The sequence below is a fragment of the Kribbella sp. NBC_01505 genome, from assembly GCF_045040285.1.
In the GTDB taxonomy this organism is placed as follows: Bacteria; Actinomycetota; Actinomycetes; order Propionibacteriales; family Kribbellaceae; genus Kribbella.
In genome coordinates, this window is record NZ_CP109425.1 from 3,164,266 (window position 1) to 3,190,344 (window position 26,079).

The window sequence follows — 26,079 nt, forward strand, 5'->3', positions numbered from 1 at the left end:
ATGGTGCGGTCGGTGACCGCAGTTCCCCGTTGCCTGTGGCTGACGGGCTGTGGTCTCCGCCGACGATCAGGAGGCTTGATAGCTGACCCGCCGCGGTGGTTGCCGCCGGCAAAACCAATTGGCCGGGCGATGCCGTCGGCGGGTGAACCCTCTGTGCTGCCCGCGAGCGAAGCCACCGTGCGGTCGGCGAGTGAACCCGTCCCGTGCTGCCCGAGTGAAGCCACCGTGCCGGCCGCGAGTGAAGCCACCGTGCGAGTGTGAGGAATGGGGCACCGAGTGTGAGGAGAATGTCGCCGGAAATCGATATCCGGCGGCATGGTCCTCACTCGGGTGCTGATTACACGGTGGCGCCACTCGCGGGGGTGGTGACTGTCGGACTGGGGAGCCTGACCTGCCGAAACGGCCAGTAGAACTCCCCAGACTCCGCTGGCCCGCTGGATCCGCGCCGCTACTGGCGGCCGGAGACAACAAGTCGTGGCCGGAGACCTATGGCAACAGGTCTCCAGCCATCACAAGGTGTCTCACGCCACCACTGGTGGCGCGAGACCGACCACCCCCGCTTCGCTGGCCGGTACTTTTTCTGGGGATAGCAACCAGAACTTACCGACTGCCGTCACCCCGCCCACCTCAGCCGTAGCCCGGAACCTCAAGCAACCGAAACCTCGGTCACCGGCCTCGCCACCCCCTCAGCCAGGCACCTGCTCAGCCACCCGCCTCAGTAATACCGGCCGCAGCGGCGACCAACCAACGCCTACCCAATCGGCCGCATCACAGCGGTCGGATGGGACGAGCACATCCGGGAAGGCGGGGTTCTTGACCGGCCCCAGCGGAGATCCAGGGAGTTCTACTGTCACGGAGCGGCAGTAACCATCCGTGAATCGGCCACGCCGAGCGCCGGGAGTGGGTGGCTGCCGTGAGTCGGTCGGCCGTAGAGCTGACACGGTGGCGGCTCGGAATTTGTGCCGGAATCCCTTGTGGGTAAGGGGTTTTAGCGAGGGAGGATCAGGGTGTCAGTTAGGAGTTTAGCGGTTTTGCGGAGGGTGGCCGGGGAGGAGGCCAGGTCCGCGGCCAGGGAGTAGGGGGTCAGGGGTTCGCCGGGGCCCACTAGGCGGTGGCGGTGGGCGAGGAGCCAGACGATGGCTCGGGGCCAGGTGGAGAGGCGGGCTTTGGCCAGGAGGTCGGGGGCTTCTCGGACCAGGCGTTCGGCGATGTCGAAGGCGTCGGGGGCGTAGGCGGTGCCCAGGGTTTCGCCGGCCATGAGCCAGGCGTGGGGAGCCAGGACGGAGAGGGTGGCGGCTTGGGATTTGTCGAGGCCTTGGAGGTCCGGTTGAGGCGGAGAGCCCAGGCCGGAGAGGGCCCGGTAGGCGTCTTCTAGGTCGCTGGTGGTGTCGTCGAGGAAGACGCGTTCGCCAACCGGGTCGATGATCGCGGACGCTTCGAGGGCCGGGGTCCAGACATCGACGGCGTCGACCGCTTCCTCGACCACGTCCAAGGCGAGCTGGGTGCGATCACCGGCATACCCGAGCCAGGCTTTGACAACCGGCGGGACAGCCGCAAAGTAGGTGCTGTCGGCAAGGACCTTGCGAGGCAGCCAGTACGCAAGGAAAAGCTCGACCAGTACGGCGCTCACGCGCAACGGACCGCCGACTGTGTGATCGACGGCGTGGTCGACCCACAGCCGGACGATGTCGGCCGCGTCCTCGGGCAGACCGGAAGCGAACGAGGACTCGAGAAACTCGTCGACCAGCTTGTCGCGCTGGCGCGGGGAGAGCAGGGGGCGGATCGGCGGCCGGATCGGGCGTTCGGGCAGCTGGGTGAGCCGATTCACCAGCAGGGCCGAGAAGAACTCGAAGTCCTCGGTCACCGGCGGGTCGTCGAAGTCGTTGGTCTCGCCGAGCGCCTGCAGGATGATGCCGGCGGCAGTCGCCGGTCGCACCGTACGGATCGTCACTCGGCCGCCGCGCTGGTACGCGTCCAGCACCCGGTCGACCGGCGGGCCGACGAAGACGTCCTTCACGATCGCGCCGATGTTGTTGTCGATGAACACGACCACGGTGTGCGGATGCTGCTCGTCGTCATAGTCCAGTACGACGCTGAGCCCGTCACCGGTGATGTCCTCGGACACGATCGCGCTGGTCAGCCGGAAGCCGGCGATCCGGGTGACCCAGTCCTGCACCTCGTCCTCGGTCCGCAACCGGGAGAGGTGTGCACGCTGCAACGGCAGTCGCCCGGCCGGACCGACCGTCCGGGCCAGCGAGGTCAGCAGTTGGAAGGACTCGGGGTCGCGGCGCTCACCGAGCACCCGGGCGGCGTCGGCCCAGAAGAATCGTTCGACCTCGCCGATCTCGTCCGGGCGTCCGGCCGGCCACAGCTGGTCGGCGAGCATCGCGGCGGACCGGGCCACCGAGGCCTCGGCGATCACCGGGTGCAGGCTGCGCGGGGCGGCGGCCAGGTCGAGGGTCAGGGTTTCCAGCAGGGTTTCGAGCACGGCGACACTCGGCGTGGTGTCGACGTCGACGCCGGCCGCGGGTGCCTGGATCGGATCAGGGCTCGAATCGACGAGCCGCAGGTGGCTGCGCCGTCCGTCTCGCCCTCGGGGTGACTTGGTCACCCTCGTGAGGTTACCGCCCGCGCCCAGCCCCCCGCAGTCCAGTGCCGCGCGTCCTGTGGACAAGTGACCGAACACGCCGTGACAAGACGACGACGGCCCGTACAGATGTGTACGGGCCGTCACCATGGAACGGTCAGCCCTTGAGGGCTCCGGCCATCAGGCCGCCGATGAACCAGCGGCCGAGCACGATGTAGACGATCAGCGTCGGGAACGACGTGATCAGCGCCCCCGCCATACTGGCCGCGTAGTCGACTTTCTGGCCGCCCGACAGGGCCGCAAGCCCGAGTGTCACCGGGCCGTTGTTCTGCTGGGTGAGGAACAGTGCGAACAGGAAGTCGTTCCAGACCGAGGTGAACTGCCAGATCAGCGTCACCACGAAACCGGAGATCGAGATCGGCAGGATGATCCGCGCGTAGGTCTGGACCAGCCCGGCGCCGTCCACCCGCGCCGACTCGATGATCTCCATCGGTACGACGGTCGCGTAGTAGTTCCGGAAGATCAGCGTGCAGATCGGGATGCCGTAGATGCAGTGCGCGATGATGAGGGTCGGCACTCCCCGGGTGACGTCGAGCTCGGTGAACGTCGTCCGCAGCGGCAGCATCACCGCCTGGTAGGGGATGAACATCCCGAACAGGATGAACGCGAACACGAGGTTCGCGCCCGGGAACCGCCAGCGGGCCAGCACGAAGCCGTTCGCGGACCCGATCAACGAGGCGATGATCGCGGCCGGTATCGCCAGCGTGAGCGAGCGGATCATGTAGGGCTGCAGCACGTCCCACGCCTTGCGCCACGGCTCCAGCGTCCAGGTCTCCGGCAACGACCACTGCGCGGCGGCGGTCGTGTCCTGCGAGGTCTTGAAGCTGGTGATCACCACGACGTACACCGGCGTGAGCACGAACAGCAGGAACAGGATCAGCAGGATGTAGCGCACGGTCCGGCTCTTGCGAGTGGAGCCGTCCGCGATCACCCCACGGCTCTTCGGCGTACGACGGATCGCCGCCGCGGCCGAACCGGTCGCATCGGTAACAGCAGTTGGGGCGCTCACTCTTCTGCCTCCTGCCGAACGGTGTACGCGACGTACGGAATGACCAGGACAGCGACGACAGCCAGGAGAACGATCGCGATCGCCGCGGCTTTGGCCTGGTCACTGCGTAACAACGTGTTCCACATATAGACCGACGGAACCTCGGTACGGAACTGGTTCGGCCCGGTGATCGCGTAGATCAGGTCGAACAGCTTCAGCGACATGTGCCCGAGGATGATCAGCGCCGAGAGCGCGATCGGGGACAGCTGAGGGAACAGCACGTGCCGGTAGAGCTTGAACTCGGAGGCGCCGTCCACCCTGGCCGCCTCGCGCAGCTCGCCCGGGATCCCCCGGAAGCCGGCCAGGAACAGAGCCATGATGTAGCCCGAGAGCTGCCAGACCGCGGGGAGCGCGATCGCCATCATCGTGGTCCACCGGCCGCCGGCGGTCCACCACGAGTTCTCCAGGAAGTTCAGGTGCAGGATCGAGAACAGCCGGTTCAGGCCGCGCGCGTCCTCACCCTGGGAGGGGTTCAGCAACCAGCTCCACACGACACCCGAGGCGATCATCGAGACCGCCATCGGGAACAGGAAGACCGACCGGAAGATGCTCTCGCCCGGTACGCCCTTCTCCAGCAGCAGTGCCCAGAGCAGGCCGAAGATCAGCGTGCCCACGATGAACGCCACCGTGAGCACACCGAGGTTCTTCAGCGAGTTGAGGAATCGCTCCTCACCGAACAGATGCGCGTAGTTCTCGAAGCCCACGTAGTCGGCCGGGCCCTTGCGGGCCGTGTGCCGATCGGTCAGCGACGTGTTGAACGACCACGCGATCAGTCCGTAGACGAAGTACCCGAGCAGCAGCACGGTCGGCAACAGCACCAGGGCGCCAGGGCCCCAGGTCCGGATTCTTCCGTGCATGCTCAGCTCACCGCCTCGAAGCAGATCCTTGACCCGACCCGCATCAGCTCGTCTTCAGCGCGGTACCGAGGGCGGTCTGCAGCTTGGCGACGTCCTGCGCACCGCTGAACTGGCTCAGCGCGGACAGGATGTCGTTGTTCTGCCCCGCGGAGCAGGCCGAACCATGAGCGCAGGAAGGCGCGATCTTGTCCTTCTTCCAGTCGGCCATCGCGGCCTGCTGGTACTTCGGGTAGTCCGTCGGAACCGCGTCCGAGCGGGCCGGGATCGAGCCCTTCTTGGTGTTGAACGCTTTCTGGCCCTCGGCCGAGCCGACGGTCTTCAGCCAGCACTTGGTGCCTTCGGGGTTCTGCCCGTTGGTCGGCAGGGTGAAGGAGTCGGCCAGGAACTGGAAGGTGCCCGCGGTGCCCGGGGACGGCCAGTAGGTGTAGTCGGTCTCCTTGACACCGTCGGACAGCTGCTGCGCGGCGACCCAGTCACCCATCAGCGTGTAGCCGGCCTGGCCCTTGTTCACGTACTGCAGCGCGTCCGGCCAGTCGATGTTCTCGCGGTCGACGTTGGTGAAGGTCAGGAGCGTCTTGTACTTGTTCAGCGCGGCGGTCACGTTCGCACCGGCCCAGTCGGTCTTGCCGTCCCACAGACCGTTGAACGCGTCCGTGCCCAGCTCGCCGAGCAGCACGGCCTCGACCAGCATCTCCTGGGCGAAGCCCTTGGAGATGGCCAGCGGCGCCTTGACTCCGGCGGCCTGCAGCTTGGTGAGGTCGGCGATCCACGCGTCGACGGTCGCCGGCGCCTTGGCGGCGTCGATGCCCGCCTTCTGCAGGGTCTTCGGGTTCGTCCACACCACGTTGGCGCGGTGCACGTTGGCCGGGATCGAGTAGATCTTGCCCTCGACGGTGATCTGGTCGATCAGGTTCTTCGGGAAGGCCGTGTCCAGACCGAAGTCCTTGTACAGCCCGCTCACGTCGTCCACCTGACCGGCGGTGATGTAGTCCTTCAGCTCCGCACCCGCGTGCGCCTGGAACGTGGACGGCGGCTTGCCGGACTGCAGGTCGTTGGCCAGCACCTGCTTGGCGTTCGACCCGGCGCCGCCGGCGACCGCGGAGTTCACGAACTTGTAGTCCTTGCAGTTCGTGTCGAACACCGACACCAGGCCGTCCAGACCGGCCTTCTCGCCACCGTCGGCCCACCAGGTGAAGACGGTGACGTTCTTGGAGGCGGTGTCCCCGCTGTCGTCGCCGCTGTTACCGCAGGCGCTCACCGCGAGAAGACCCGCTGCGCTCAGCACCGCGAAGGTCTTGCTCAGACCACCACGCATTTTCCACTCTCCGATCAAGCAGTTTGTGGCGCCGTTGACAACGATGCCCCCTTGACACCGCCCCACTCTGGGCACGGCGACCCCTGCTGTCAACGCTGTGTGCGAGCGCGTTGCGCAACCGTCATCGCACCGCACAAGTCCGGTGAGAGCGCGCACATACGATCGGTTGTGAGCGTTTATGTGCGTTACTGACTGACCACTCAGCGTTATGGACGCAACAGAACCTTGATCGCCCGGCGCTCGTGCATGGCCTTGTAGCCGTCCGCGACCTCGGCCAGCGGCAGCTCGGAGTCGAAGACCTTCCCGGGGTTGATCTCCCCGGCCAGTACGGCGGCCATCAGCTCCGGCAGGTAGGCCCGGACCGGCGCCATCCCGCCGGCCAGCCCGACGTTCCGCCGGAACATCTTGCCGATCGGCACCTCGACCCCATGCGGTACGCCGACGAACCCGACCGTGGCGCCAGGGCGCGCGACATCGAACGCCGTCTCCATCGACTGCCCGGTCCCGACACACTCCAGTACGGCGTCCGCGCCGACCCCACCGGTCAACTCCATCACCGCATCGCGCGCCTCGTCGCCACGCTCGGAAACAATGTCCGTGGCGCCGAACTCGACCGCCAACTGCTGCCGCGACTCATGCCGCGACAGCGCGATCACGCGCTCAGCCCCCATCCGCGCCGCAGCCAGCACGCCGGACAGCCCGACCGCACCGTCACCGACTACGACGACCGTGTCGCCGGCCTTCACCCGGGCGGACCGGGCGGCGTGCCAGCCCGTGCCCATCACGTCGGACAGCGTCAACAGCGACGGGATCAACGACTCGTCCGGCACCTCCGGCGTCGCGACGAGCGTGCCATCGGCGTACGGGAGCTTCACGTACTCACCCTGACCGCCGTCGGCGCGACTGCTGCCGAAGCCGACCAGGTTGTCGCAGGCGGTCTGGAAGCCGGCCCGGCAGTGCGGGCAGGTGCCGTCGCTGACCACGAACGGCGCGATCACGAAGTCGCCCGGCTTGACCGTCCGGACGTCGGCGCCGATCTCCTCGACCACCCCGACGAACTCGTGGCCGATCCTGCTGCCCGGCTTGATCTTGTTCTCGCCCCGATAGGGCCACAGGTCCGACCCGCAGATGCACGACGCGACGACCCGGACGACGGCGTCGGTCGGCCCCTCGATCGTCGGATCCGGAACATCGCTCAGCTGGATGTCGAACGGCGCGTGAATCGTGGTGGCTCGCATGAAACCCACCTTAGAGGGCGCTGTACCGCCCGCGGCGATGAACCAACGCCGGTACGTCGTCCGCATCCAGTTCCACATGGACGATCTCGAGCTGCACCTGCAACGCCCACCCGACCTCAGGCGGGTCCGGCGTGACGAGCGTGCAGCCGGCCCAGGTGCTGACGCCGACCGGCGCGGGCCCCCAGTCGGTGTCGGTCCAGTCGAGCATCCGGAACGGACCGCCGGGAGCCGGCGCCACGTAGCCGAAGGCGTCGGCCAGTTGCTGATGCGGCTTGCCGAGCAACGCGACCACCGCGGTCTTTGCCTTGCGCAACGTTTCCCAGAGGTCCGAGTCCGGATCGATCAGACCGATCACGAACCCCGGTTCACCGTCGGCGACCAGCATCGACGAAACCGTCAGGCCGGCCCGCTCACCGCCGTACGACGTCGTCCAGAGGCCGACCGGCGACGGCAGCCGCCCGCGCAGCCGGCGTACCGGACTGCGCTCGGACTCGGGCGGCAGGAACGGGTGGTCACCGTGGATGGTCACTCCTTGACGGTAACCCGCTCCGGCAGCTCGAACTTCTCGATGGGGTGCATCGACAGGCCGCCGGATCCGCCGATCGACTCGACGGAGCCGTCAGGACCGAAGGCGAAGTCGTACGTCTCGCCGTACGAGCCGTAGCCGGAGCCGCTCGCGACCCGGAGGGAATCGCCGTCGACCTCGAGCACTCGCGGCTCGGCCGACGGGTCTGCGTCGGTTGGGTCGATCGCATACAGCCGACCGCCGAGGACGGCGAAGTCGGTCACGCCCCACAGCGATGCGTAGCGGCCGGTGAAGCGGTCGAGGCCGGTCGCCTCGGCACGCTGCTGCGAAACGGCGAGGTCGATCAGCTTGAGACCCGCCTCGGCCAGCGCGGTGGCCGGGCCGTCGATGGCGTTGGTCAGCACCGACAGCACCAGGCGGCGCGAACCGTCGGCGAAGGTCTTGGTGATGTGGCCCGGATACCCACCGGCATGGCCGAAGTAGTCCCGGTCGCCGATCTTCGCGACCTGCAGACCGAGCCCGTACCGCGGCCCGTCCGTGTCACCCGTCTTCCAAAGCGGATGCTGCATCTCACGCTTCGAGCGGTCCGACAGCAGCCGCTCGTCACCGGGCAGATGCGCGGAGAAGTAGGTCACCAGATCACGGGCGTTCCCGAAGAAGCCCGTCGCGGCGGCCAGCGCGCGCGTGTCGACGTGGTCGATCGGCACCCGCACGTCGGCGTACGAGAGGGCGCTGTACCCACCCGCGTACTCACCGAGCCGAGCCGGATCCAGCTCAGGCCCCAGTCCGGTCAGCCCGAGCTTGTCGACGATCCCGGTCTGCACGAACGCGTTGTACGACGTACCGGACGCCGCCTCGATGATGAGCCCGAGCAGGCCGTAGCCGATGTTCGAGTACTTGAAGCGATCGTTCTCCGGCAGCACCGCTGAGCCGGAGTCCTGCAGCACCGCGAGCAGCTGGGCGCGGTCCGGGAAGAGCGTCTCCAACTCCCACCAGACGGCGTCAGCACTGTCCCGGGTCAGCCCACCGGCGTGCGCGAGCAACTCCCGGACCGTGCGCTCACCGAGCGGCATACCGACCAGCTCGGTGACGTGCTGGGCCGCGGTGTCGTCGAGCCGCACGCGGCCCTGCTCGACCAGCTGGAAGATCGCCGTCGCGGTGAAGGTCTTCGAGTGCGAGGCGATCCGGAACAGGTGCTGCTCGGTCAGCGGTACGGCGTTCTCGACGTCGGCCAGCCCGTACGCCGCGGAGAACGCGACCCCGTCATCGGCAGCTCCGCTGTCGAAGTACAGGGCCGCCTGCACCCCCGGCACCCGCTGGTAGCGCTGATTGAACGCCAGCCAGCGGTCGTAGTAGGCGAGAACTTCGCGGAGGGTGGCGGTATCGAGAACGTCAGACATGTCGCCTAGATTGAATGACGCGGAAGCGACTCGCAACGTATGCGCCGTCGGTATAGGTCGAATTCGCCGCCGGGTTGGCTCCGGTGCCGTGAAAGTCACTGAACGCAGCCGACTGGTTCACGAAAACGGGTCCGGTCAGGTTCTCCGACAACGCGACCCCGGCGTCGAGCGCGGCCTCACGGGCCTGGTCGATCACCCCGGTGTCGGTCGAGTAGATCCCGGCCGTCATCGCGCCACCCTCGGTGACGGTCTGCTGGAAGAGCGCGATCGACTCCGCGGTGTCCGCGGTCTTGATCAGGAACGAGACCGGGCCGAAGCACTCGCGGCCGTACACGTCACTGGCCTTGGCGTCGAGCGCGACCAGCAGCGGCGTCCGGACGACGGCGTCCGGGAAGGCCGGGTGCTTGATCTCGCGCGACTCCAGTACGACGTCGCCGTACTCGTCGGCCAGTTCCAGGCGGCTGATCACGGCGTGGTTCACGATGCCGCCGAGGATCTCGACCGCGCGGGCGTCGTCGCCGAGCAGCTTGCTCATCGCGCCGGCGATCCCGGCGCCGACCTCCTCGAACGACTTGTGTCCCTCGTCGGTCTCGATGCCGCCGGCCGGGATGAAGAGGTTCTGGGTGGTGGTGCACATCTGGCCCGAGTACAGCGCGAGCGTGAAGGCGAGGTTCCCGGTCAGCGCCTTGAAGGCGTCGGTGGAGTCGATGATGACCGCGTTCACGCCGGCCTTCTCGGTGAAGACGCTCGCCTGGGTCGCGTTCTGCTCGAGCCAGTCGCCGAACTCGGTGCCGCCGGTGAAGTCGATCAGCTTCACCTCGGGCCGGGTGGCCAGCGGCTTGGCCAGGCCGTCGCCGGCCTTCTCGACGGCCAGGGTGACCAGGTTCGGGTCGAGGCCGGCCTCGGCGAGCACCTCGCGGCAGACCTCTACGGTGATCGCCAGCGGCAGCACTGCGCCTGGGTGCGGCTTCACGACGACCGCGTTGCCGGTGACCAGCGAGGCGAACAGGCCGGGCCAGGAGTTCCAGGTCGGGAAGGTGTTGCAGCCGATCACCAGCGCGACGCCGCGGCCGGTGACGGTGAAGGTCTTCTGCATCCGGATCGGGTCGCCCTTGGCCGGCTTCTCCCAGAGCGCCTCGGCCGGGTAGCGGCTCATCTCCTCGTGCGCGTAGGCGACCGCCTCCAGCGCGCGGTCCAGCGCATGCGCGCCGCCGGCCTGGAACGCCATCACGAACGCCTGGCCGCTGGTGTGCTGAACGGCGTTGGCCAGCTCGAACACGCGCTTGTGCAGCCGGTCGAGGATCTCCAGTACGACGCCGGTGCGGCCGTCGATCCCGGCGTTACGCCACGCGGTCAGCCCCTTGCGCGACGCTTCGAGCAGCTCATCCAGTCCGGCCTCGACCGTCCGCGGGTACGCGACGTCCAGTTTGATCCCGAACGGCGACTCCTCGGTGATCACCGTGCCCCGGGACCCCGGGGTCTCGACGGCGTACGTCGTACCGAGGTGGGCCTCGAAGGCGGACTGGCCGTCGGCTGCCGCCGTCTCGCCGTACACGCGCGGGCTGGGGGACTCCGGGAAGGCGGAGTGGTAGCCGCGACTGCGGATCGCGGTCAGAGCGGCGTCGAGACGGTCACGGTGAGCTGCGAGCAGATCCGAGGTCATGACGCTGATGTTACAGTCATTGTCGTAATTGGGGCTAGGGTGTCACATCACCTCTTCACCAAGGGGCAATCAGGCATGGCTGACGACTTGGCACACCGCGTGGCCGCGGCGATGTGGGCGGAGGATTCTGCCTCCGCCGGGCTCGGCATGCGCCTGGTGTCGGTCGGCGAAGGCACGGCGTCCGTCGAGATGACGGTTCGCGAGGACATGGCGAACGGGCACGGGATGGCGCACGGCGGCTTCGTCTTCACGCTCGCCGACTCGGCCTTCGCCTTCGCCTGCAACTCCCGGAACCAGGTCACCGTCGCGCAGGCCTGCGACATCGTCTTCGTCGCCCCCGCCCGCCGGGGCGACCTGCTGGTCGCCGAGGCGGCCGAGCGCACGACCTTCGGCCGGAACGCGATCTACGACGTGACGGTCCGCCGCGGCGACGACGTGATCGCCGAGTTCCGTGGCCGTAGCCGCCAGCTTTCCGGCACGATCATTCCTGAGGAGGAGAACGCATGACGCGTGAGGCGTTTCTGGTCGACGGTGTGCGCACCCCGATCGGCCGGTACGGCGGTGCGCTCGCGACCGTCCGCCCGGACGACCTGGCCGCGCACGCGATCTCGTCCCTGCTCGCGCGGCACTCGTTCGACCCCACGCTGATCGACGACGTGGTCCTCGGCTGCGCCAACCAGGCCGGCGAGGACAACCGTGACGTCGCCCGGATGGCGGTCCTGCTCGCCGGACTCCCGGTCGAGGTCCCCGGTACGACGATCAACCGGCTCTGCGGGTCCGGCCTCGACGCCCTCGCGTACGCCGCTCGTTCGATCCTCGCGGGTGACAACGACGTACTGATCGCCGGTGGGGTCGAGTCGATGTCCCGGGCGCCGTTCGTGATGCCCAAGGCAACGACCGCGTTCTCCCGGCAGGCCGAGGTCTTCGACACCACGATCGGCTGGCGATTCGTGAACCCGGTGCTGCAGAAGCAGTACGGGATCGACTCGATGCCGGAGACCGCGGAGAACGTCGCCGCCGACTACAAGATCTCCCGCGAGGACCAGGACCTGTTCGCGCTGCGCAGTCAGCAGCGCGCGGCCAAGGCCCAGGCGAACGGCCGGCTGGCCGAGGAGATCGTGTCGGTCGAGGTCCCGGGCAAGCGTGGCGCGGTGACGGTCGTCGACACCGACGAGCACCCGCGCGAGACCACGCTCGAAGCGCTGGCCGGTCTTCGAACGCCGTTCCGTGACGACGGTACGGTGACCGCCGGCAACGCTTCGGGCGTGAACGACGGCGCGGCCGCCCTGCTCGTGATGAGCGGCGCGATGGTCGAGCGGCTGGGCGTCACCCCGCTGGCCAGGATCGTCGGCACCGCGACCGCCGGCGTACCGCCCCGGATCATGGGGATCGGGCCCGCGCCCGCGACCCGCAAACTTCTCGGCCGCACCGGTGTCCCGCTCGAGGACATCGGTGCGATCGAGCTGAACGAAGCCTTCGCCGCACAGTCGTTGGCAGTTCTGCGCGAGCTCGGTCTCCCCGACGATGCCGAGCACGTCAATCCGAACGGCGGCGCCATCGCCCTGGGTCACCCCCTGGGGATGTCCGGCGCCCGTCTCGCCCTCACCGCCGCCCTGGAGCTTCGCCACCGCGACGCCGGGTATGCGCTGGCCACCATGTGTATCGGCGTCGGACAGGGCATCGCGACCCTGCTCGCTCGCCCCTGAGAACTGTAGGAGCACCACATGCTTGGTGATGCGTGCCCCGAGGAGTTGCTGGACGCCGGTGAGCGGCTGTCCGTCGACGAACTCCGGTCCCGTCAGCTGTCGTTGCTGCAGGCAACGGTCAGGGCGACGTACGAGAATGTCCCGCACTATCGGAAGGCGCTGGACGAGGTCGGGTTCAAACCCGGCGATCTCCAGGAGCTGTCCGATCTGAGCCGGTTGCCGTTCACCGGCAAGAAGGACCTGCGGGACAACTACCCGTTCGGGATGTTCGCCGTACCGCAGTCCGAGGTGTCCCGGGTGCACGCTTCGTCGGGCACGACCGGCCGCCCGACGGTGGTCGGCTACACCAAGCAGGACATCGACACCTGGGCCGATCTGATGGCTCGCTCGATCCGGGCGGCCGGCGGCCGGGCGGGCGACGTCTGCCACGTCGCCTACGGCTACGGGCTGTTCACCGGCGGGCTCGGCGCGCACTACGGAGCCGAGCGGCTCGGGTGCACCGTCGTACCGATCTCAGGTGGGATGACCGAGCGCCAGGTCGACCTGATCCGCGACTTCGGTGCCCGGATCATCATGGTCACCCCGTCGTACTTCCTCGCGATCATCGACGAGATGGAACGACGCGGCATGGACCCACGCGACACCCAGCTGCGGATCGGCATCTTCGGCGCCGAGCCGTGGACCGAGCAGATGCGCGCCGAGGTCGAGCAGCGGACCGGTATGCACGCGGTGGACATCTACGGGCTCTCCGAGGTGATGGGCCCGGGCGTCGCGCAGGAGTGCGTCGAGTCCAAGGACGGTCTGCACATCTGGGAGGACCACTTCTACCCGGAGATCATCGACCCGGTCACCGGTGAGGTGCTGCCGGACGGTTCCGAGGGTGAGCTCGTCTTCACCACTCTCACCAAGCAGGCCTTCCCGGTCCTGCGCTACCGCACCCGCGACCTGACCAAACTCCTGCCCGGTACGGCGCGGCCCGGCCTGCGCCGGATGGAGAAGATCACCGGCCGGACCGACGACATGATGATCGTCCGCGGCGTGAACGTCTTCCCCACCCAGATCGAGGAGCAGATCCTCCTGGTCGAAGGTCTCACCCCGCACTACCTCTGCGTCCTGACCCGCCCCGGCCGGATGGACGAACTCACCGTCCAGGTCGAAGCCGCTCCGGATCTCGCCGACCGCGCGACCGCCGCCGCCAAACTGTCCCACCGCATCAAGGACCGGGTCGGCGTCACCGCCAAGGTCGAGGTCCTCGACCCGCACGCCCTCGAACGCTCGCTGGGCAAAGCCAAACGCATCAAGGACAACCGCCGCTGAGGCTTCAGAGCGGCAGGACGGTCGTTCGGTGGTGGTGCTCGAACACCACCGAACTGCGGATGTCCGCGATCTCCTGCCGTTTGGCCAGGTCGAGCACCAGGTCGCGGAGTGCCTGGGCATCCTTCACGGCGACGTGGGCGAGGAAGTCCGAGGCACCGGAGACCATGAACATGTCGAGGGTCTGCGGGAGCCGCATCACGTAGGCCTGGAAGGTCGTGGCGGCGGCCATCGCCTGCGGCCGCAGCTTGATCGAGATGATCGCCTGCATGGAACGGTCGATCGCCTTCAGGTCGACCGCGGCGTGGTAGCCGCTGATCACCCCGCGCTCGCGCAGCGAGCGGATCCGCTCCAGGCAGGTGGACGGGGCGATGCCGAGCTCCGCGGCCATCTCGCGATTCGTGCGGCGGGCATCGCTCTGCAGGATCCGCAGCAACGCCGTATCAAGTTCGTCCATGGCGACGATTTTCGCAGATTCGCCGAACGATGTTCGGTAGCCGGAGCAAACCCTCGTACGTCGAGATAAGTTTTCGGCGTGCTGACGAACAAGATCGTGGTCGTGATCGCGGCCGATTCCCCGATTGGGGTTGCCCTCAACACCGCCGCACTGCTGGGCGTCGCTCTCGGCCACCGGCACGAAGAGACGGTCGGCGCCGACACCGTGGACGCCGGCGGGCATCCGCACACCGGCATGTCGGCGTACCCGATCCCCGTCCTGAAGGCGACGCCGGAGCGGCTGCACGAGCTGCGCGCGCAGGCCGCGGCCCGCGACGACGTGGTCGTGCACGACATGAACCACATCGCGCAGCAGGCCAGGACCTATCAGCAGTTCAGCGACACCTTGAGCGGCACGAAGCCCGAGGACGTCGAGTACCTCGGGCTGGCGATCCACGGCCCACGGCAGGCCGTCGACTCGCTGACCGGAGCGCTCGCGCTCTACCGCTAGAGCAGGGCGTCCTGTGGCTCGGGCGAACGTGCCTCGCGGCCTCGGCAAGCCATCTTTGTGCACCCACCCGTCACATTTCGTCGGCGGAAATGGTTGGTGCGTGCTCAAGGCCGCGTTGTACGGTGCTGATCTACGCGGAAGGAGGTGAGCACGGTGTTGTATCGACCTATCGTGCTGCCCGTCCGCCGTACCTGCGGCTGAGTGCGGGTGGCTCCGAGTAACAGGAGCTTTCGCATGACCGAAGTATCACGTCCGCCGCTGACCGCACCTGAGCGTGAACAGCTGATCGGATGGCTGGATCACCAGCGTTCCTTCGTCCGGATGAAGTGCACCGGACTGTCCGAAGAAGATGCCCACCGCAACGTCGTACCGACGTCGCCGCTGATGACCCCGGCCGGGCTCGTCGCCCACCTGCGCTGGAACGAGTACGGCTGGTTCCAGCTCAGTCTGCTCGGTGTCCCCGACACCGGCCAGACCCCGTGGACCGAGGGCGGCCACCCCGATGCCGAGATGCTCGTCGACGACGTACCGATCGCTCAGCTGCTCGACGAGTACGACGCCGAGTGCGCGCGCTCCAACGCGGCGATCGCCGGCCTCTCGCTCGACGCACTCGAGCAGGGCACCGATGCCGCACATGGCGACCCCGCTTCGTTGCGCTACGTGCTCTGCCACCTGATCGAGGAGACCGCCCGCCACGTCGGGCACCTCGACATCATTCGCGAACTGATCGACGGCCGGACCGGCTACACCAAACTTTCCGAGGAGACTGCATGAGACCACCCCTGACCGGTGACGAGCGCGCCCAGCTCGTCGGCTGGCTCGACCACCTACGATCCCTCGTCCGCGTGAAGTGCGAGGGCCTGAGCGATGCCGACGCGCACAAGCAACTGCTGCCCACCTCGCCGCTCACCACCGTGGCCGGCCTGGTCGCGCACCTGCGCTGGGTGGAGTATTCGTGGTTCCAGCAGAACCTCGGCGGCGTTCCCGACACCGGCCAGACGCCGTGGACCCCGGACGGTCATCCCGATGCCGAGATGTTCGTGGACGACGTACCGCTGGCGCAGTTGCTCGACGAGTACGACGCCGAGTGCGCGCGATCGAATGAGGTCGTGGCGGCGATGAACCTCGGCGACGTCGAGCGGGTGACCGTCCGCGAGAGCGGGCCGGCCTCGGTGCGCTACGTGGTGTGCCACCTGATCGAGGAGACCGCGCGGCATCTCGGCCACCTCGACATCGTCCGCGAACTGCTCGACGGCGGGGTCGGCTACGAGTCGATGAGCTAGCCCCGAAAAGAGCACAGAGCCGGAACCGGTCGACCGGTCGTCGTGGCGGGAGTCCGTCACGACGACCGGGACCGGTTCCGGTCGTGGTCAAAGGGTGGATAGGATGTCCGGGATCTGGCACGGGGTAGTGACTAGAGGTGTGATGAGGGAACCCTCCGTACGCCGTTATTCCGGGCGATCGGTCGAGGAGTGGAAGGCTGCGCGCCGGGAGCGATTGCTGGCCGCGGCATTGGAGTTGTTCGGGACCGAAGGGTACCCGGCGACATCGGTGGAACGCCTGTGCACACAGGCGAAAGTGTCGACCCGGCACTTCTACCACGAGTTTCAGAACAAGGAAGCCGTGCTGCTCGCGGTGCACGCGCAGGTGATCGAGCTGACCGTGCGGAACACCGGGGACGCGATCCGGCGGACCGACGGCCGGCCGGTCCGGGAACGCATCACCGCGGCGGTCGACAGTTACCTGAAAACGATCATGGCGGATCTTCGCCGGGCCCGGATCTCGTTCGTCGAGGTGGTCGGCACCAGCCCGGCTGTCGAGGAGCAACGGATCGCGTTCCGGGACCTGCTGATCACGAGTGTGCGCGACCTCGGCGACAACGCCGCGGCCAAGGGCGAGATCGAGCGCCGGGACTTCCGGTTCGTCGGCCTCAGCTTCTTCGGCGCCGTCAACGCGGTCGTCTACGACTGGATGCTCGCCGACCCACGGCCGCCCGAGCAGAAGGTGCAGAACTCCCTGCGGGAACTGGCGCTTCAGCTCATGACGAGCTGAAGCGCTTGCGCAGTTCGTCGAGGGCGTCGTCGCGCGTCACCGCCGCGCCGGCGCCGTAGGCCGTCTCGAACGCGTCGTCACCCAGCAGCTCGACGAGCTGCTCGGTGACGGCGCGGACGTCGGCGTCCGGCACCGTCCGCATCCCGCGCAGCGCCGCCGCCAAACCGAGGGTGCGCGCACCGAGCTCCGCGTCTCCGGACGCGAGGTCGATCTCGGCGGCGGTCTCGACGATCGTCGCGGTGATCGGCATGTCCGCGCTGGTCAACGCGATCTTGACCGCCTGCTGGTTCGACCGGCGGGCCGACTCCTGATCCCCCATCCGCAGATCGATCCGGCCCAGCTGCGCCAGCAGCATCGCCGTACCGTGCGGGGCCATCCGGTCGAAGTGCTCGGTGAGCAACCCGCGGGCCCGCACGATCAGCTCCCTGGCCTCGTCGAGCCTTCCGGCCCGCAGCTCGATCCGCGAGAACCCGAACAGCGACATCGCCTCACCCTCACGGGAGCCGTTCTCCTCGGCGATCCGCAGCGCCTGCTGCTGAAGCGCGTGAGCTCCGTCGAGATCGCCGAGCTCGAGCTTGCTGATCGCGGCGGACCCGAGCAGCTGCCCGATCCCCTCGGTGCTGCCGAGCTCCTCGAACAGCCGCATCGACTCCTCGAGAGACGCCAGCGCGGCCTCGTGATCACCGCGCGCGGCCTGCAGACTGGCCAGCCCACGCAGGGCCATCGACGTCCCCCAGCGGTCGCCGATCTCGCGGAAACCCTCGAGCGCGACGCCCAGATCGGCGTCCATCTGGACCGGCTCGCCCTCGTTGTCGCGGAACATCGCGAGCAGCAGCGCGGCCATGTGCCGGGTCCACGGATCCTGATGTTCGCGAGCCGACTCGAGCTCGGTGAACGCCGTCGCCGTGTCCCGCCGCAGCGCCGCCCACATCGCGTTCGTGAACCGTCCGACGGCCGAGTCGCGAACGAGCTCGTGCTGCCGGGCCAGCATCCGGACCTCGGCCAGCGCCCGCATCGCCTTCGGAATCGACTCCAGCTGATCGTCCTCGGTGGACATGGTGCCGAAGGCAAGCATCATCAGGGTTACCGCGCGCTCGACCGGCACGCTCGGGCCCGGTACGGCGAGCGCTGCGCGCATCCAGCCGACGGCCTCGGCCGGGCGGCCGCTCATGTTCCAGAACTCGGCCAGCGCGGAGACCATCTGCACCGCGTTCCGCGCCGAGCCCACCTCGATCGAACTGCGGAGCGCGTCTGTCAGGTTGTCGTGGTCGGCCTTCAGCCGGGCGATCCACGCGACCTGCGCTTCGGTCCGGAGGTTCGGCCAGGCCTGACGCAGCAACCGGCGGAAGTAGTCGGTGTGCGCCCGCCGGAACCGATCGCGCTCACCAGCGGCCGCGAGCTGCTCAGCGCCGTACGCGCGCACTGTCTCGAGCATCCGGTAGCGCACGGCGCGCTCGCCGGAGACCGCCTCGACGAGCGATTTGTCGACAAGCGAAGCCAGTACGCCGAGCACCGCTTCGACCGGCAGATCGTCGTCACTGCAGACCCGTTCGGCCGCCTCCAGCGTGGCACCACCGGAGAACAGCGAGAGCCGCCGGGCGACCGCCTGCTCGTCGCTGTCGAGGAGATCCCAGCTCCATTCGACGACGGCGCGCAGTGTCTGGTGTCTGGGCAGTGCGGTCCGGGAACCGCTGGTCAGTAGGCGGAAACGGTCCGTCAGTCGATCGACGATCAGCTCCGGAGTCATCGCCCGCAGCCGGGCCGCGGCGAGCTCGATCGCCAGTGGCATCCCGTCCAACCGCCGGCAGATCTCGGCCACGGCGGCGCGGTTCGTGTCGGTGAGCTCGAAGTCCGGCCGAACAGCGCGCGCCCGGTCGACGAAGAGCTGGACGGCGGCGTACTCGTCACTTGAAGCGTTCTCGGGCGGGAGGCCCAGCGGCCCGACCGGATGCAGGTGCTCGCCCGGAATGCTGAGTGGCTCGCGACTCGTCGTCAGCACCCGCAACCGCGGACAGGCCGCGAGCAGCGAATCGACCAGCCCGGCGACCTCCTCGACCAGATGCTCGCAGTTGTCGAGCACCAGCAGGATCCGGCGGTCGGCGATCACCTCGACCAGTCGCTCGGTCGCGGCCCGGCTCGCCCGCACATGCTTGGGCACGAGACTCGACGGTGGCGTCAGGTCAACGTACTCACTCGCACCAAGCGTCGACAGTACGGCGGGGGCCACATCGGTCGCGTCACCGAGTGGCGCGAGCTCGACAAGCCAGATGCCGTCACCGCTCTGCTCCACCAGCGTCCGGCCGGTCTCGGTCGCGAGCCGGGTCTTGCCCGCGCCGCCCGGCCCGACCATGGTGACCAGGCGAGTGCCGTTGCTGAGCAAGCGGCTCAGCTCGGCGACGTCCTCACGGCGTCCGACGAAGCTGGTGAGTGGAGCGCGCAGATTGCTCCGCGGCCCGGCCGGCATCGGCGCTGGGGTGGCGGCGACGACCGGGTCTACCGTGTCGCCGCGCAGAACTGCCACGTGGACATCACGCAACCGTGCGCCCGGGTCTGCGCCGAGCTCCTCGGCGAGCGTCGTACGAACGCGCTCGTACGCCGTCAGTGCCTCGGCTTGGCGACCATCGGCGTACAGGGCGCGGATCAGGAGCTCGTGGAGCCGTTCGCGGAGTGGATGGGTGGCGGCGAGGCGCTCGAGCTCGGTGATCAGGTCGCGGGCTCGTCCGCAGACGACCGCGGCCTCGGCCAGGTCCTCCGCGGTACTCAGCCGGAGCTCGGTCAACCGATCCGCCTCGATGGCGGCGAATGGGAGGTCCCGCAGGTCCGCGAGGGCCTCACCGCGCCAGAGCTTCTCGGCCTGGGACAGCAGCGAGTGGGCCTGCTCCGGATCGGACCCGAGCAGCGCGCGGCCACGCCGTACCAGGTCTTCGAACTGCTGTGCGTCGACGCAGTCCGGACCGATCGTCAGCGTGTAGCCGGCCGGGCCGGACTGGATCGAAATGCTGGACTCGGTCGCCGGAAGGCTGGAGCGCAACCGGGAGACGAGCGACTGCAGCGCGTTGGCGCTAGGAGCTCCGGTGCCCCACAGACCGTCGACCAGAGTCTCGACGCTGACCGGCTTCCCGGCGCTCAGCGCGAGCCGGGCGAGCAGTCCGCGCAGGCGGACGCCGCGGACGTCGAGCGGAGTCCCGTCGGCCGCCCACATCGCGAGAGGACCGAGCACCGCTATGCGCACCCCACCAGCCTTGCACATCGCAGTACCCAAGGGCTCTGCCTTTTGTCATCCCACTCCCTTATTGTCGACTGTCGTGACCGAAATCGCTGCGCAGACGCAGACCGCCCTCACCCGACTCGTCGCCGAACGCCAGGCCAAAGGCCGCGTCCCCGGAGTAGTGGGCGCCGTCGCCCGCGCCGGATCGCTGGCCTGGTCGCACGGCGCCGGCTCCGCCGATCTGTCGAACCCGGGAGTACCGCCGACCGCGGACTCGCAGTTCCTGATCGCATCCCAGAGCAAGACGCTGACCGCGGTCGCCGTACTGGCGCTACGCGACGAGGGCAAGCTCAGCCTGGACGACTCCCTCGAGAAGCACGTGCCGGAGAGCAAGCACGGCGGAGTGACCATCCGGCAGATGCTCAGCCACGCCAGCGGCATGCAGCGCGAGCCGGTGGGCGACGTCTGGGACCTGATGAAGTTCCCGGACCGTGACGAACTGATCGCCGGCTGGAACGAGGCCGACCGTGTCGGCAAGCCGCACCACCGGTTCCACTACTCGAACCTGGTCTTCTCACTGCTCGGCGAGGTCGTCGCCCGGCTCGACGGCAAGTCCTGGTACGACGCGGTCAAGGCCCGGATCCTCGATCCGCTGGAGATGCGCCGGACCACGGTCGGCATGGACGGCGGTCCGGCCGCGACCGGCTACTACGTGCCGCCGTTCTCCGACGTACCGGTGCAGGAGCCGCTGCTCGACATCAAGGCGATGGCGGCCTGCGGCGGTCTCGCCAGCACGGCGGAAGACCTGGCCAAGTGGGCCATGTTCGTCGCGAACCCGGTCTCCGAGGTGCTGTCCAAGGACACCCTCGAGGAGATGTGCCAGGTCCAGATCATGGCCGACACCGCCCGCTGGCAACTCGCCTTCGGCCTCGGCTTCATGCTCTTCCGCCGCGGCGACAACCTCTTCGTCGGCCACGACGGCGGCATGCCCGGCCACATCACCTCGACCTTCGTGCACCGCGAGTCCGGCACCGCCGGCATCTGCCTGCAGAGCGCCACCTCGGCCCCGGCACCCGCCCTGCTCGCCACCGACCTGATCACCAAGGTCCTGGAAGACGACCCGCTCCCCGTAGACCCCTGGCTCCCCGGCACCCCCGTCCCCGCCGAACTCACCGGCGTACTGGGCACCTGGTGGACCGAAGGCTCCCCCTTCACGTTCACCGTCAAAGCCGGCGTCCTCCAGGCCAAGTCCCCCGCCGCCGCCGACTGGCAAGCCCCCGCCGTCTTCGAAAAGATCGCCGACGACACCTACCGCACCACCTCCGGCCGCGAAGCCGGCGAACTCCTGACCATCACCCGAGACCCCAACGGCGTACCGGTGAAGTTGCACTGGGCAACCTACCTCTGCACCCGCCACCCCCTGGCCTTCGCCGAAATCCCCCACTAACAGCCCCCGCCCCCTCGCCCCCTCGATGCGCCCAAAGGTGGGCCGCCCGCTCCCCAACCCGGCCGCAGCTCTTTGTACATCCCACCCATCTTTGGGCCTCCACCAACCACTCCGAGCCCACAAAAGTGGCTGATGGCCTCCCAAAGATCGCGCTCGCGCACAAAGATCAACCCCACACCCAAAGAGCACCCGCCCACTCCCCAACCCGGCCGCAGCTCTTTGCGCATCCCACCCATCTTTGGGCATCCACCAACCACTCCAAGCCCACAAAAATGGCTGATGGCCTCCCAAAGATCGCGCTCGCGCACAAAGATCAACCCCACACCCAAAGAGCAGCCGCCCGCCCCCCAACCCGGCCGCAGCTCTTTGCGCATCACACCCATCTTTGGGTACCCACCAACCACTCCGAGCCCACGAAAGTGGTTGGTGGGTTCACAAAGATGGCGCTCGCGCACAAGGAGCAGGCGGCCCACCTTTGGCGCATCGTGGGGGGCGGGTACGGCGGGGGTTACGTGCGGCGGCGGTAGGCGCGGATGGCCAGGGGGGCGAAGACGGCTACCAGGCCTACCATCCAGGCGAGGGTGATGATGAGGGGTTTCTGGATGGCGCCGCCGCCCATGAGGGCTCGTTCCAGGTCTACGAGGTAGGAGATCGGGGTGTACTTCGCGAAGGTCTGGAGGAAGGCGGGCATGGTGCTGGTCGGGGCGAAGATGTTGCTGCCGAAGGTGAGCGGGAACATCACCATGAAGGCGATGCCCTGGACGCCCTGGGCGGTCTTCATCGTGAGGCCCAGCCAGACCCAGATCCAGCACATCGACAGGGCGAAGGCGAGCACGATGACGAGTGCCAGCAGGCCGTAGCCGAGACCGTTGTGGAAGCGGAAGCCGAGGGCGAAACCGGTCGCCATCAGGATGATGATCGAGAGCATGTAGCGGACGGCGTCGCCGAGGACGGCACCGATCAGCGGTGAGATGCGGGCGATCGGGAGACTGCGGAAGCGGTCGAAGACGCCCTTGGCGAAGTCGTCGTTCAGGCCGACGCCGGTGCCCATCGTGGCGAACACCACGGTCTGGACGAGCAGGCCGGGCAGCAGCGTCGGCAGGTAGGCCTGCCAGCCATGGCCCTGCGACATCGCGCCGCCGAAGACGAACAGGAACAGCACCAGGAAGATGATCGGCTGGAACGTCACGTCCGCCAGGGCTTCCGGGTTCTGCCGGATCCGGACAATGTTGCGCCAGGCAAGCGTCAGGCTCTGCTGAACCCACGCGAACGGGCGCGACCGGTGCTCGACCGGCGGAATGCTTTCAAGAGTCGCGGCGCTCATCGGTTCGCTCCTTCCAGAACCTCGGTGGGACGCTCTTCGGCGGCGTGACCGGTCAGGGCGAGGAAGACCTCGTCCAGGCTCGGCAGCCGGAGCGCCAGTTCGGTGACCGCGATCCCGGCTTCGTCGAGACGACGGACCACGACCGGCATCGACGTACCGTCGGTGACCGGTGCGCTGACGAGCGCGTTCACGACGTCGACGCTCGGCCGGACGCCGACCGCTTCGGCGACGATCGCTGCGACGCGTTCGAGGTGGGCGGGCTCAGCAGGCCGTACGTCGAGGGTCTGCTTACCGGCCTGGGCCTTCAGCTCGGCCGGACGGCCGGAGGCGACCACGTGGCCCTTGTCGAACACCATCAGCGAGTCGGCCAGTGCGTCGGCCTCCTCGAGGTACTGCGTGGTGAGCAGCACCGTGGTTCCGTCCAGGACGAGGTCGCGGATCGTCTCCCAGACGCCGTTGCGGGCGTGCGGGTCCAGACCCGTGGTGGGCTCGTCGAGGTACAGGATGCGGGGGTTGCCGACCAGGCTCGCGGCCAGGTCGAGCCGGCGCCGCATACCGCCGGAGTAGGTCTTCGCGGTGCGCTCGCCGGCGTCGGTCAGCTCGAACCGCTCGAGCAGGTGCTCGGCGCGGGACCTGGCGTCCGGCCGGGACATCCCGAGCAGCCGGCCGATCATGACCAGGTTGCGGCGGCCGGACATGTCCTCGTCGACCGAGGCGTACTGCCCGGTCAGCCCGATGATGCCGCGGACCTTGGCCGCCTCCCGGACGACGTCGTACCCGCCGACCGTCGCGTGGCCGGCATCGGGACGCAGCAGCGTGCCGAGGATCCGGACCGCCGTTGTCTTGCCCGCGCCGTTCGGCCCGAGCACCCCCAGCACTGTCCCGGTCGGGACAGACAGGTCGACCCCGGCCAGCGCAGTCGTGTTTCCGTACTTCTTGACCAAGCCGACCGCCTCGATGGCGACCTGGTTCGATGTAGTCATCGAATTCCTCCCAGTTGACTCACTTCACTGGGATTACCGTGCACCTCGGCGCTGGCACGGGCCTGTCACTGCGCTGGCAGGCCCGCGACAGCAACTGGTTCAGCCTTGGAGCGGGACGACCTTGTTGGCGAGCAGCGCCTGGTAGGCCTCCGGGTTGTAGCGGGCCAGGTGGCCACGCGCCCGGCGCCGGTACTTGAGGATCTGCCGGATGCCGATCGCCCACAGCACGTACTGGAAGGCCAGCGCGTACTTGAAGTCACCGATGGTCTGCGGAGCGCCACCGGACGAGGCGTCCAGCAGGATGCCGACCATGCCGATGCAGAGCAGCGTTGCGATGAAGCCGCCGGTGTTCACCATCCCGTTGGCCGCACCGAAGCGGTTGCTCGGGTTAAAGGTCCGCGCGTAGTCCAATCCGAGCATCGAACCGGGACCGCCAGCAGCCTGTACGACGATCAGCAGCAACAGCACGGGCATCGGGGCCTGGCCCGGCCAGAGCAGCACGACGGTCCACATCAGCACGGACCCCGCGATGACGGCCAGCACGATCCAGGACCGGTAGAACGGGAACTTGGCGGCGTACCGGCCGACCAGCGGGCCGTAGCAGAGTCCCGCGAGCACAGGCAGGATCAGCATGGCCGCTGCGGTCCCCGGCGAGACGCCCTGGCCCTGCACGAGGAACGGGTAGCCCCAGAGCAGACCGAAGGTACTGCCGGAGAAGCTCGTGGTGAAGTGCGTCCACAGGCCCAGCCGAGTGCCCGGCTCCTTCCAGGCCCGCCGGAGGTTCGCCCGGACCTCGACCACCGACTGCTTGGGACGGCGGAGCGGCTCGTCGTACGGGGTGTTCTTCATCAGCAGCAGTACGGCGACGCCCGCGACCAGGCTGAGCACACTGGCCCCGGCGAACGTGGGAGTCCAGCCGAAGGCGTGGAAGGCAGCAGCCATCGGAGCGGTGGAGACGATCGCACCGATGCCACCGAGCATTCCGGTCACCTGCGACATCTGTGGCTGCCGTAGCGCGGGGAACCAGGCCATGACGACCCGCAGCACGCTGATGAAGACCAGTGCGTCACCGACACCCAGCACTGCCCGCGCAGCGAGCGCGGCCGGGTAGGAGTCGACCATGCTGAACGCGGACTGCGCCACGAACAGCAGACCGGACGCAGCGATCAGCAGCCGCTTGGAGCCGTACCGGTCCAGCAGGACGCCGACCGGCACCTGCATAGCGGCGTACACCGTCAACTGCACGACGGTGAAGCTGGCCAGCGCGGATGCGGAGATATCGAAGCGCTCTGCGGCCTGCAGACCCGCCACGCTCATCGAACCGCGGTGAAGCACGGTCACCAGGTAGGTGAAGACAGCAGTGGCCCACACCGCCCAGGCACGCCGACCGCCCAGGGGGAAGAGGAGTTCGGTCACCGAATGCCCCGCAGATCCGCCGCGGCGGAGTCGATGTGGGCGACGACCAGCTCGCGGAAGCGCTTCACGCTGTTCCCGCCGAGGGCCTCGATCATCTCCTGGTGCGCGGCGATGGACTTGTCCATCCGGGCCGGCTGCACCTCGATGCCGGGCACGCCCATCCGGACCTGGCGGTCGCGCAGGCTGTTGTAGAGCTTGGCGAGAATCTCGTTGCCCGCGGCACCGACAATCGCCTCGTGGAAGGCGCGGTCGGCCTCCAGGAAGCTCTTCGCGTCACCGGCCTTGCGGTGCGCACGCATCTCGTCGACGCGCTCGGACAGCCGCTCGATCAGCTGCTTGCGGCGCGGCCAGACCTTGGCGGCCGCATGCGTCTCGATCAGCTCCCGCGCCTCGAGCACGTCGTTGATCTCCTGCGGCAGCACCGGCAGCACCAGCGCGCCCTTCTTCGGGTACAGCTTGACCAGGCCGGACTCCTCCAGCCGCAGCAGCGCCTCCCGGACCGGAGTGCGCGACACCCCGACCGCGGTGGCCAGCTCGCCCTCCGTCAGCAGCTCCCCGCCGGGGTAGACCCGGTCCAGGATCGCTGCCTTCACATACGCGTACACCCGCTCAGCGGCCGGGATCTTCTCCACTCCCGGCGCTGCCTCGACGACCACCCGAGCGATCTCGGCGGTTTCTTCCCCCAACTCGAACTGCAACTACCTCACCCTGAAAAATCGGTACAGCCTGAAACGCGCTTGGTATCTCTGTTGTATCTATCCTACACCCACAGGCAATCCACCACTCGTCCCCAACTTCTCCACGAGTTATCCACAGGGTGATCCACATGATGTGGGTAACTGAGCGTGAACTGATGAGCAATCGGTAGTGACCGACGCAGGGTTTCCCGTGAGTTGTGGATAAACCACTCCACCGGTGACCGATCGGATTTAGAGTCTCGGAGATGAGTCTGGCCCCGTCCTGCCAGGCTCCCGCCCTTCTGGAGGCAG

General features: G+C 68.1%; 22 protein-coding genes. 8 read left to right on the forward strand and 14 right to left on the reverse strand.

Going from position 1 to position 26,079, the window contains the following annotated elements; translation table 11 throughout:
* Positions 1-988 precede the first annotated feature (988 nt).
* From OG474_RS14840 to paaN, 8 genes are all read right to left on the reverse strand, one after another.
* On the reverse strand, positions 989-2,611 hold the full coding sequence (locus tag OG474_RS14840; RefSeq protein ID WP_405062863.1) for a hypothetical protein: 1,623 nt from the start codon (positions 2,609-2,611) through the stop codon (positions 989-991).
* Positions 2,612-2,744: 133 nt separating this feature from the next.
* Positions 2,745-3,605: a carbohydrate ABC transporter permease gene (locus OG474_RS14845; RefSeq protein ID WP_405064576.1), complete on the reverse strand. Its 861-nt coding sequence runs from the start codon at positions 3,603-3,605 to the stop codon at positions 2,745-2,747.
* Between the two features lie 47 nt (positions 3,606-3,652).
* Positions 3,653-4,552, reverse strand: a complete 900-nt coding sequence (locus tag OG474_RS14850; RefSeq protein ID WP_405062864.1) for a carbohydrate ABC transporter permease — start codon at positions 4,550-4,552, stop codon at positions 3,653-3,655.
* A gap of 43 nt (positions 4,553-4,595) precedes the next feature.
* A complete protein-coding gene (locus OG474_RS14855; RefSeq protein WP_405062865.1) occupies positions 4,596-5,867 on the reverse strand; it encodes an ABC transporter substrate-binding protein in 1,272 nt (423 codons plus the stop codon).
* A gap of 206 nt (positions 5,868-6,073) precedes the next feature.
* Positions 6,074-7,105: a zinc-dependent alcohol dehydrogenase family protein gene (locus OG474_RS14860; protein WP_405062866.1), complete on the reverse strand. Its 1,032-nt coding sequence runs from the start codon at positions 7,103-7,105 to the stop codon at positions 6,074-6,076.
* Between the two features lie 10 nt (positions 7,106-7,115).
* Positions 7,116-7,634, reverse strand: a complete 519-nt coding sequence (locus OG474_RS14865) for a flavin reductase family protein (protein WP_405062867.1) — start codon at positions 7,632-7,634, stop codon at positions 7,116-7,118.
* Positions 7,631-9,031: a serine hydrolase domain-containing protein gene (locus OG474_RS14870; RefSeq protein WP_405062868.1), complete on the reverse strand. Its 1,401-nt coding sequence runs from the start codon at positions 9,029-9,031 to the stop codon at positions 7,631-7,633. Before OG474_RS14870 ends, OG474_RS14865 begins: the two co-directional genes overlap by 4 nt.
* Complete coding sequence (gene paaN, locus OG474_RS14875; RefSeq protein ID WP_405062869.1) at positions 9,024-10,694, reverse strand: phenylacetic acid degradation protein PaaN; 1,671 nt, start codon at positions 10,692-10,694, stop codon at positions 9,024-9,026. The genes OG474_RS14870 and paaN overlap by 8 nt, the downstream gene beginning before the upstream one ends.
* 75 nt (positions 10,695-10,769) lie before the next feature.
* Here paaN and paaI point away from each other — a divergent pair, with 75 nt between their 5' ends.
* Genes paaI through paaK form a run of 3 tightly spaced genes read left to right on the forward strand, consistent with a single transcriptional unit; the run spans position 10,770 to position 13,717 of the window.
* On the forward strand, positions 10,770-11,201 hold the full coding sequence (gene paaI, locus OG474_RS14880; RefSeq protein WP_405062870.1) for a hydroxyphenylacetyl-CoA thioesterase PaaI: 432 nt from the start codon (positions 10,770-10,772) through the stop codon (positions 11,199-11,201).
* Positions 11,198-12,400: a 3-oxoadipyl-CoA thiolase gene (gene pcaF, locus OG474_RS14885; protein WP_405062871.1), complete on the forward strand. Its 1,203-nt coding sequence runs from the start codon at positions 11,198-11,200 to the stop codon at positions 12,398-12,400. The genes paaI and pcaF overlap by 4 nt, the downstream gene beginning before the upstream one ends.
* Positions 12,401-12,418: 18 nt before the next feature.
* Positions 12,419-13,717 carry a phenylacetate--CoA ligase PaaK gene (gene paaK, locus OG474_RS14890; RefSeq protein WP_405062872.1) on the forward strand — a complete coding sequence of 433 codons (1,299 nt, stop codon included), beginning with the start codon at positions 12,419-12,421 and terminating at the stop codon, positions 13,715-13,717.
* 4 nt (positions 13,718-13,721) lie between these two features.
* Here the strand turns inward: paaK and OG474_RS14895 are convergent, their stop codons facing one another.
* Entirely contained in the window at positions 13,722-14,171 is a 450-nt protein-coding gene (locus OG474_RS14895; protein WP_405062873.1) for an Lrp/AsnC family transcriptional regulator, read from the reverse strand.
* A gap of 78 nt (positions 14,172-14,249) precedes the next feature.
* Here OG474_RS14895 and OG474_RS14900 point away from each other — a divergent pair, with 78 nt between their 5' ends.
* From OG474_RS14900 to OG474_RS14915, 4 genes are all read left to right on the forward strand, one after another.
* A complete protein-coding gene (locus OG474_RS14900; RefSeq protein WP_405062874.1) occupies positions 14,250-14,660 on the forward strand; it encodes a DUF2000 domain-containing protein in 411 nt (136 codons plus the stop codon).
* A 234-nt stretch (positions 14,661-14,894) separates the two neighbouring features.
* Entirely contained in the window at positions 14,895-15,434 is a 540-nt protein-coding gene (locus OG474_RS14905; protein WP_405062875.1) for a DinB family protein, read from the forward strand.
* Positions 15,431-15,943: a DinB family protein gene (locus tag OG474_RS14910; protein ID WP_405062876.1), complete on the forward strand. Its 513-nt coding sequence runs from the start codon at positions 15,431-15,433 to the stop codon at positions 15,941-15,943. The genes OG474_RS14905 and OG474_RS14910 overlap by 4 nt, the downstream gene beginning before the upstream one ends.
* A 142-nt stretch (positions 15,944-16,085) precedes the next feature.
* Positions 16,086-16,712: a TetR/AcrR family transcriptional regulator gene (locus OG474_RS14915; protein WP_405062877.1), complete on the forward strand. Its 627-nt coding sequence runs from the start codon at positions 16,086-16,088 to the stop codon at positions 16,710-16,712.
* On the opposite strand, the gene OG474_RS14920 is transcribed toward OG474_RS14915, so the two are convergent.
* Complete coding sequence (locus tag OG474_RS14920) at positions 16,699-19,944, reverse strand: AfsR/SARP family transcriptional regulator (protein ID WP_405062878.1); 3,246 nt, start codon at positions 19,942-19,944, stop codon at positions 16,699-16,701. The two genes, OG474_RS14915 and OG474_RS14920, sit on opposite strands and share 14 nt — an antisense overlap.
* A gap of 73 nt (positions 19,945-20,017) precedes the next feature.
* On the opposite strand from OG474_RS14920, the gene OG474_RS14925 reads away from it, so the two are divergent.
* Positions 20,018-21,367, forward strand: coding sequence for a serine hydrolase domain-containing protein (locus OG474_RS14925; RefSeq protein ID WP_405062879.1), 1,350 nt, complete (start codon positions 20,018-20,020; stop codon positions 21,365-21,367).
* 508 nt (positions 21,368-21,875) lie between these two features.
* On the opposite strand, the gene OG474_RS14930 is transcribed toward OG474_RS14925, so the two are convergent.
* The 4 genes from OG474_RS14930 to OG474_RS14945 form a co-directional block, all read right to left on the reverse strand.
* Entirely contained in the window at positions 21,876-22,691 is an 816-nt protein-coding gene (locus OG474_RS14930; protein WP_405062880.1) for an ABC transporter permease, read from the reverse strand.
* Complete coding sequence (locus tag OG474_RS14935) at positions 22,688-23,674, reverse strand: ATP-binding cassette domain-containing protein (RefSeq protein ID WP_405062881.1); 987 nt, start codon at positions 23,672-23,674, stop codon at positions 22,688-22,690. Before OG474_RS14935 ends, OG474_RS14930 begins: the two co-directional genes overlap by 4 nt.
* Positions 23,675-23,773: 99 nt before the next feature.
* Complete coding sequence (locus OG474_RS14940) at positions 23,774-25,090, reverse strand: nitrate/nitrite transporter (protein ID WP_405062882.1); 1,317 nt, start codon at positions 25,088-25,090, stop codon at positions 23,774-23,776.
* Entirely contained in the window at positions 25,087-25,788 is a 702-nt protein-coding gene (locus OG474_RS14945) for a GntR family transcriptional regulator (protein ID WP_405062883.1), read from the reverse strand. The genes OG474_RS14940 and OG474_RS14945 overlap by 4 nt, the downstream gene beginning before the upstream one ends.
* Positions 25,789-26,079: the final 291 nt, after the last annotated feature.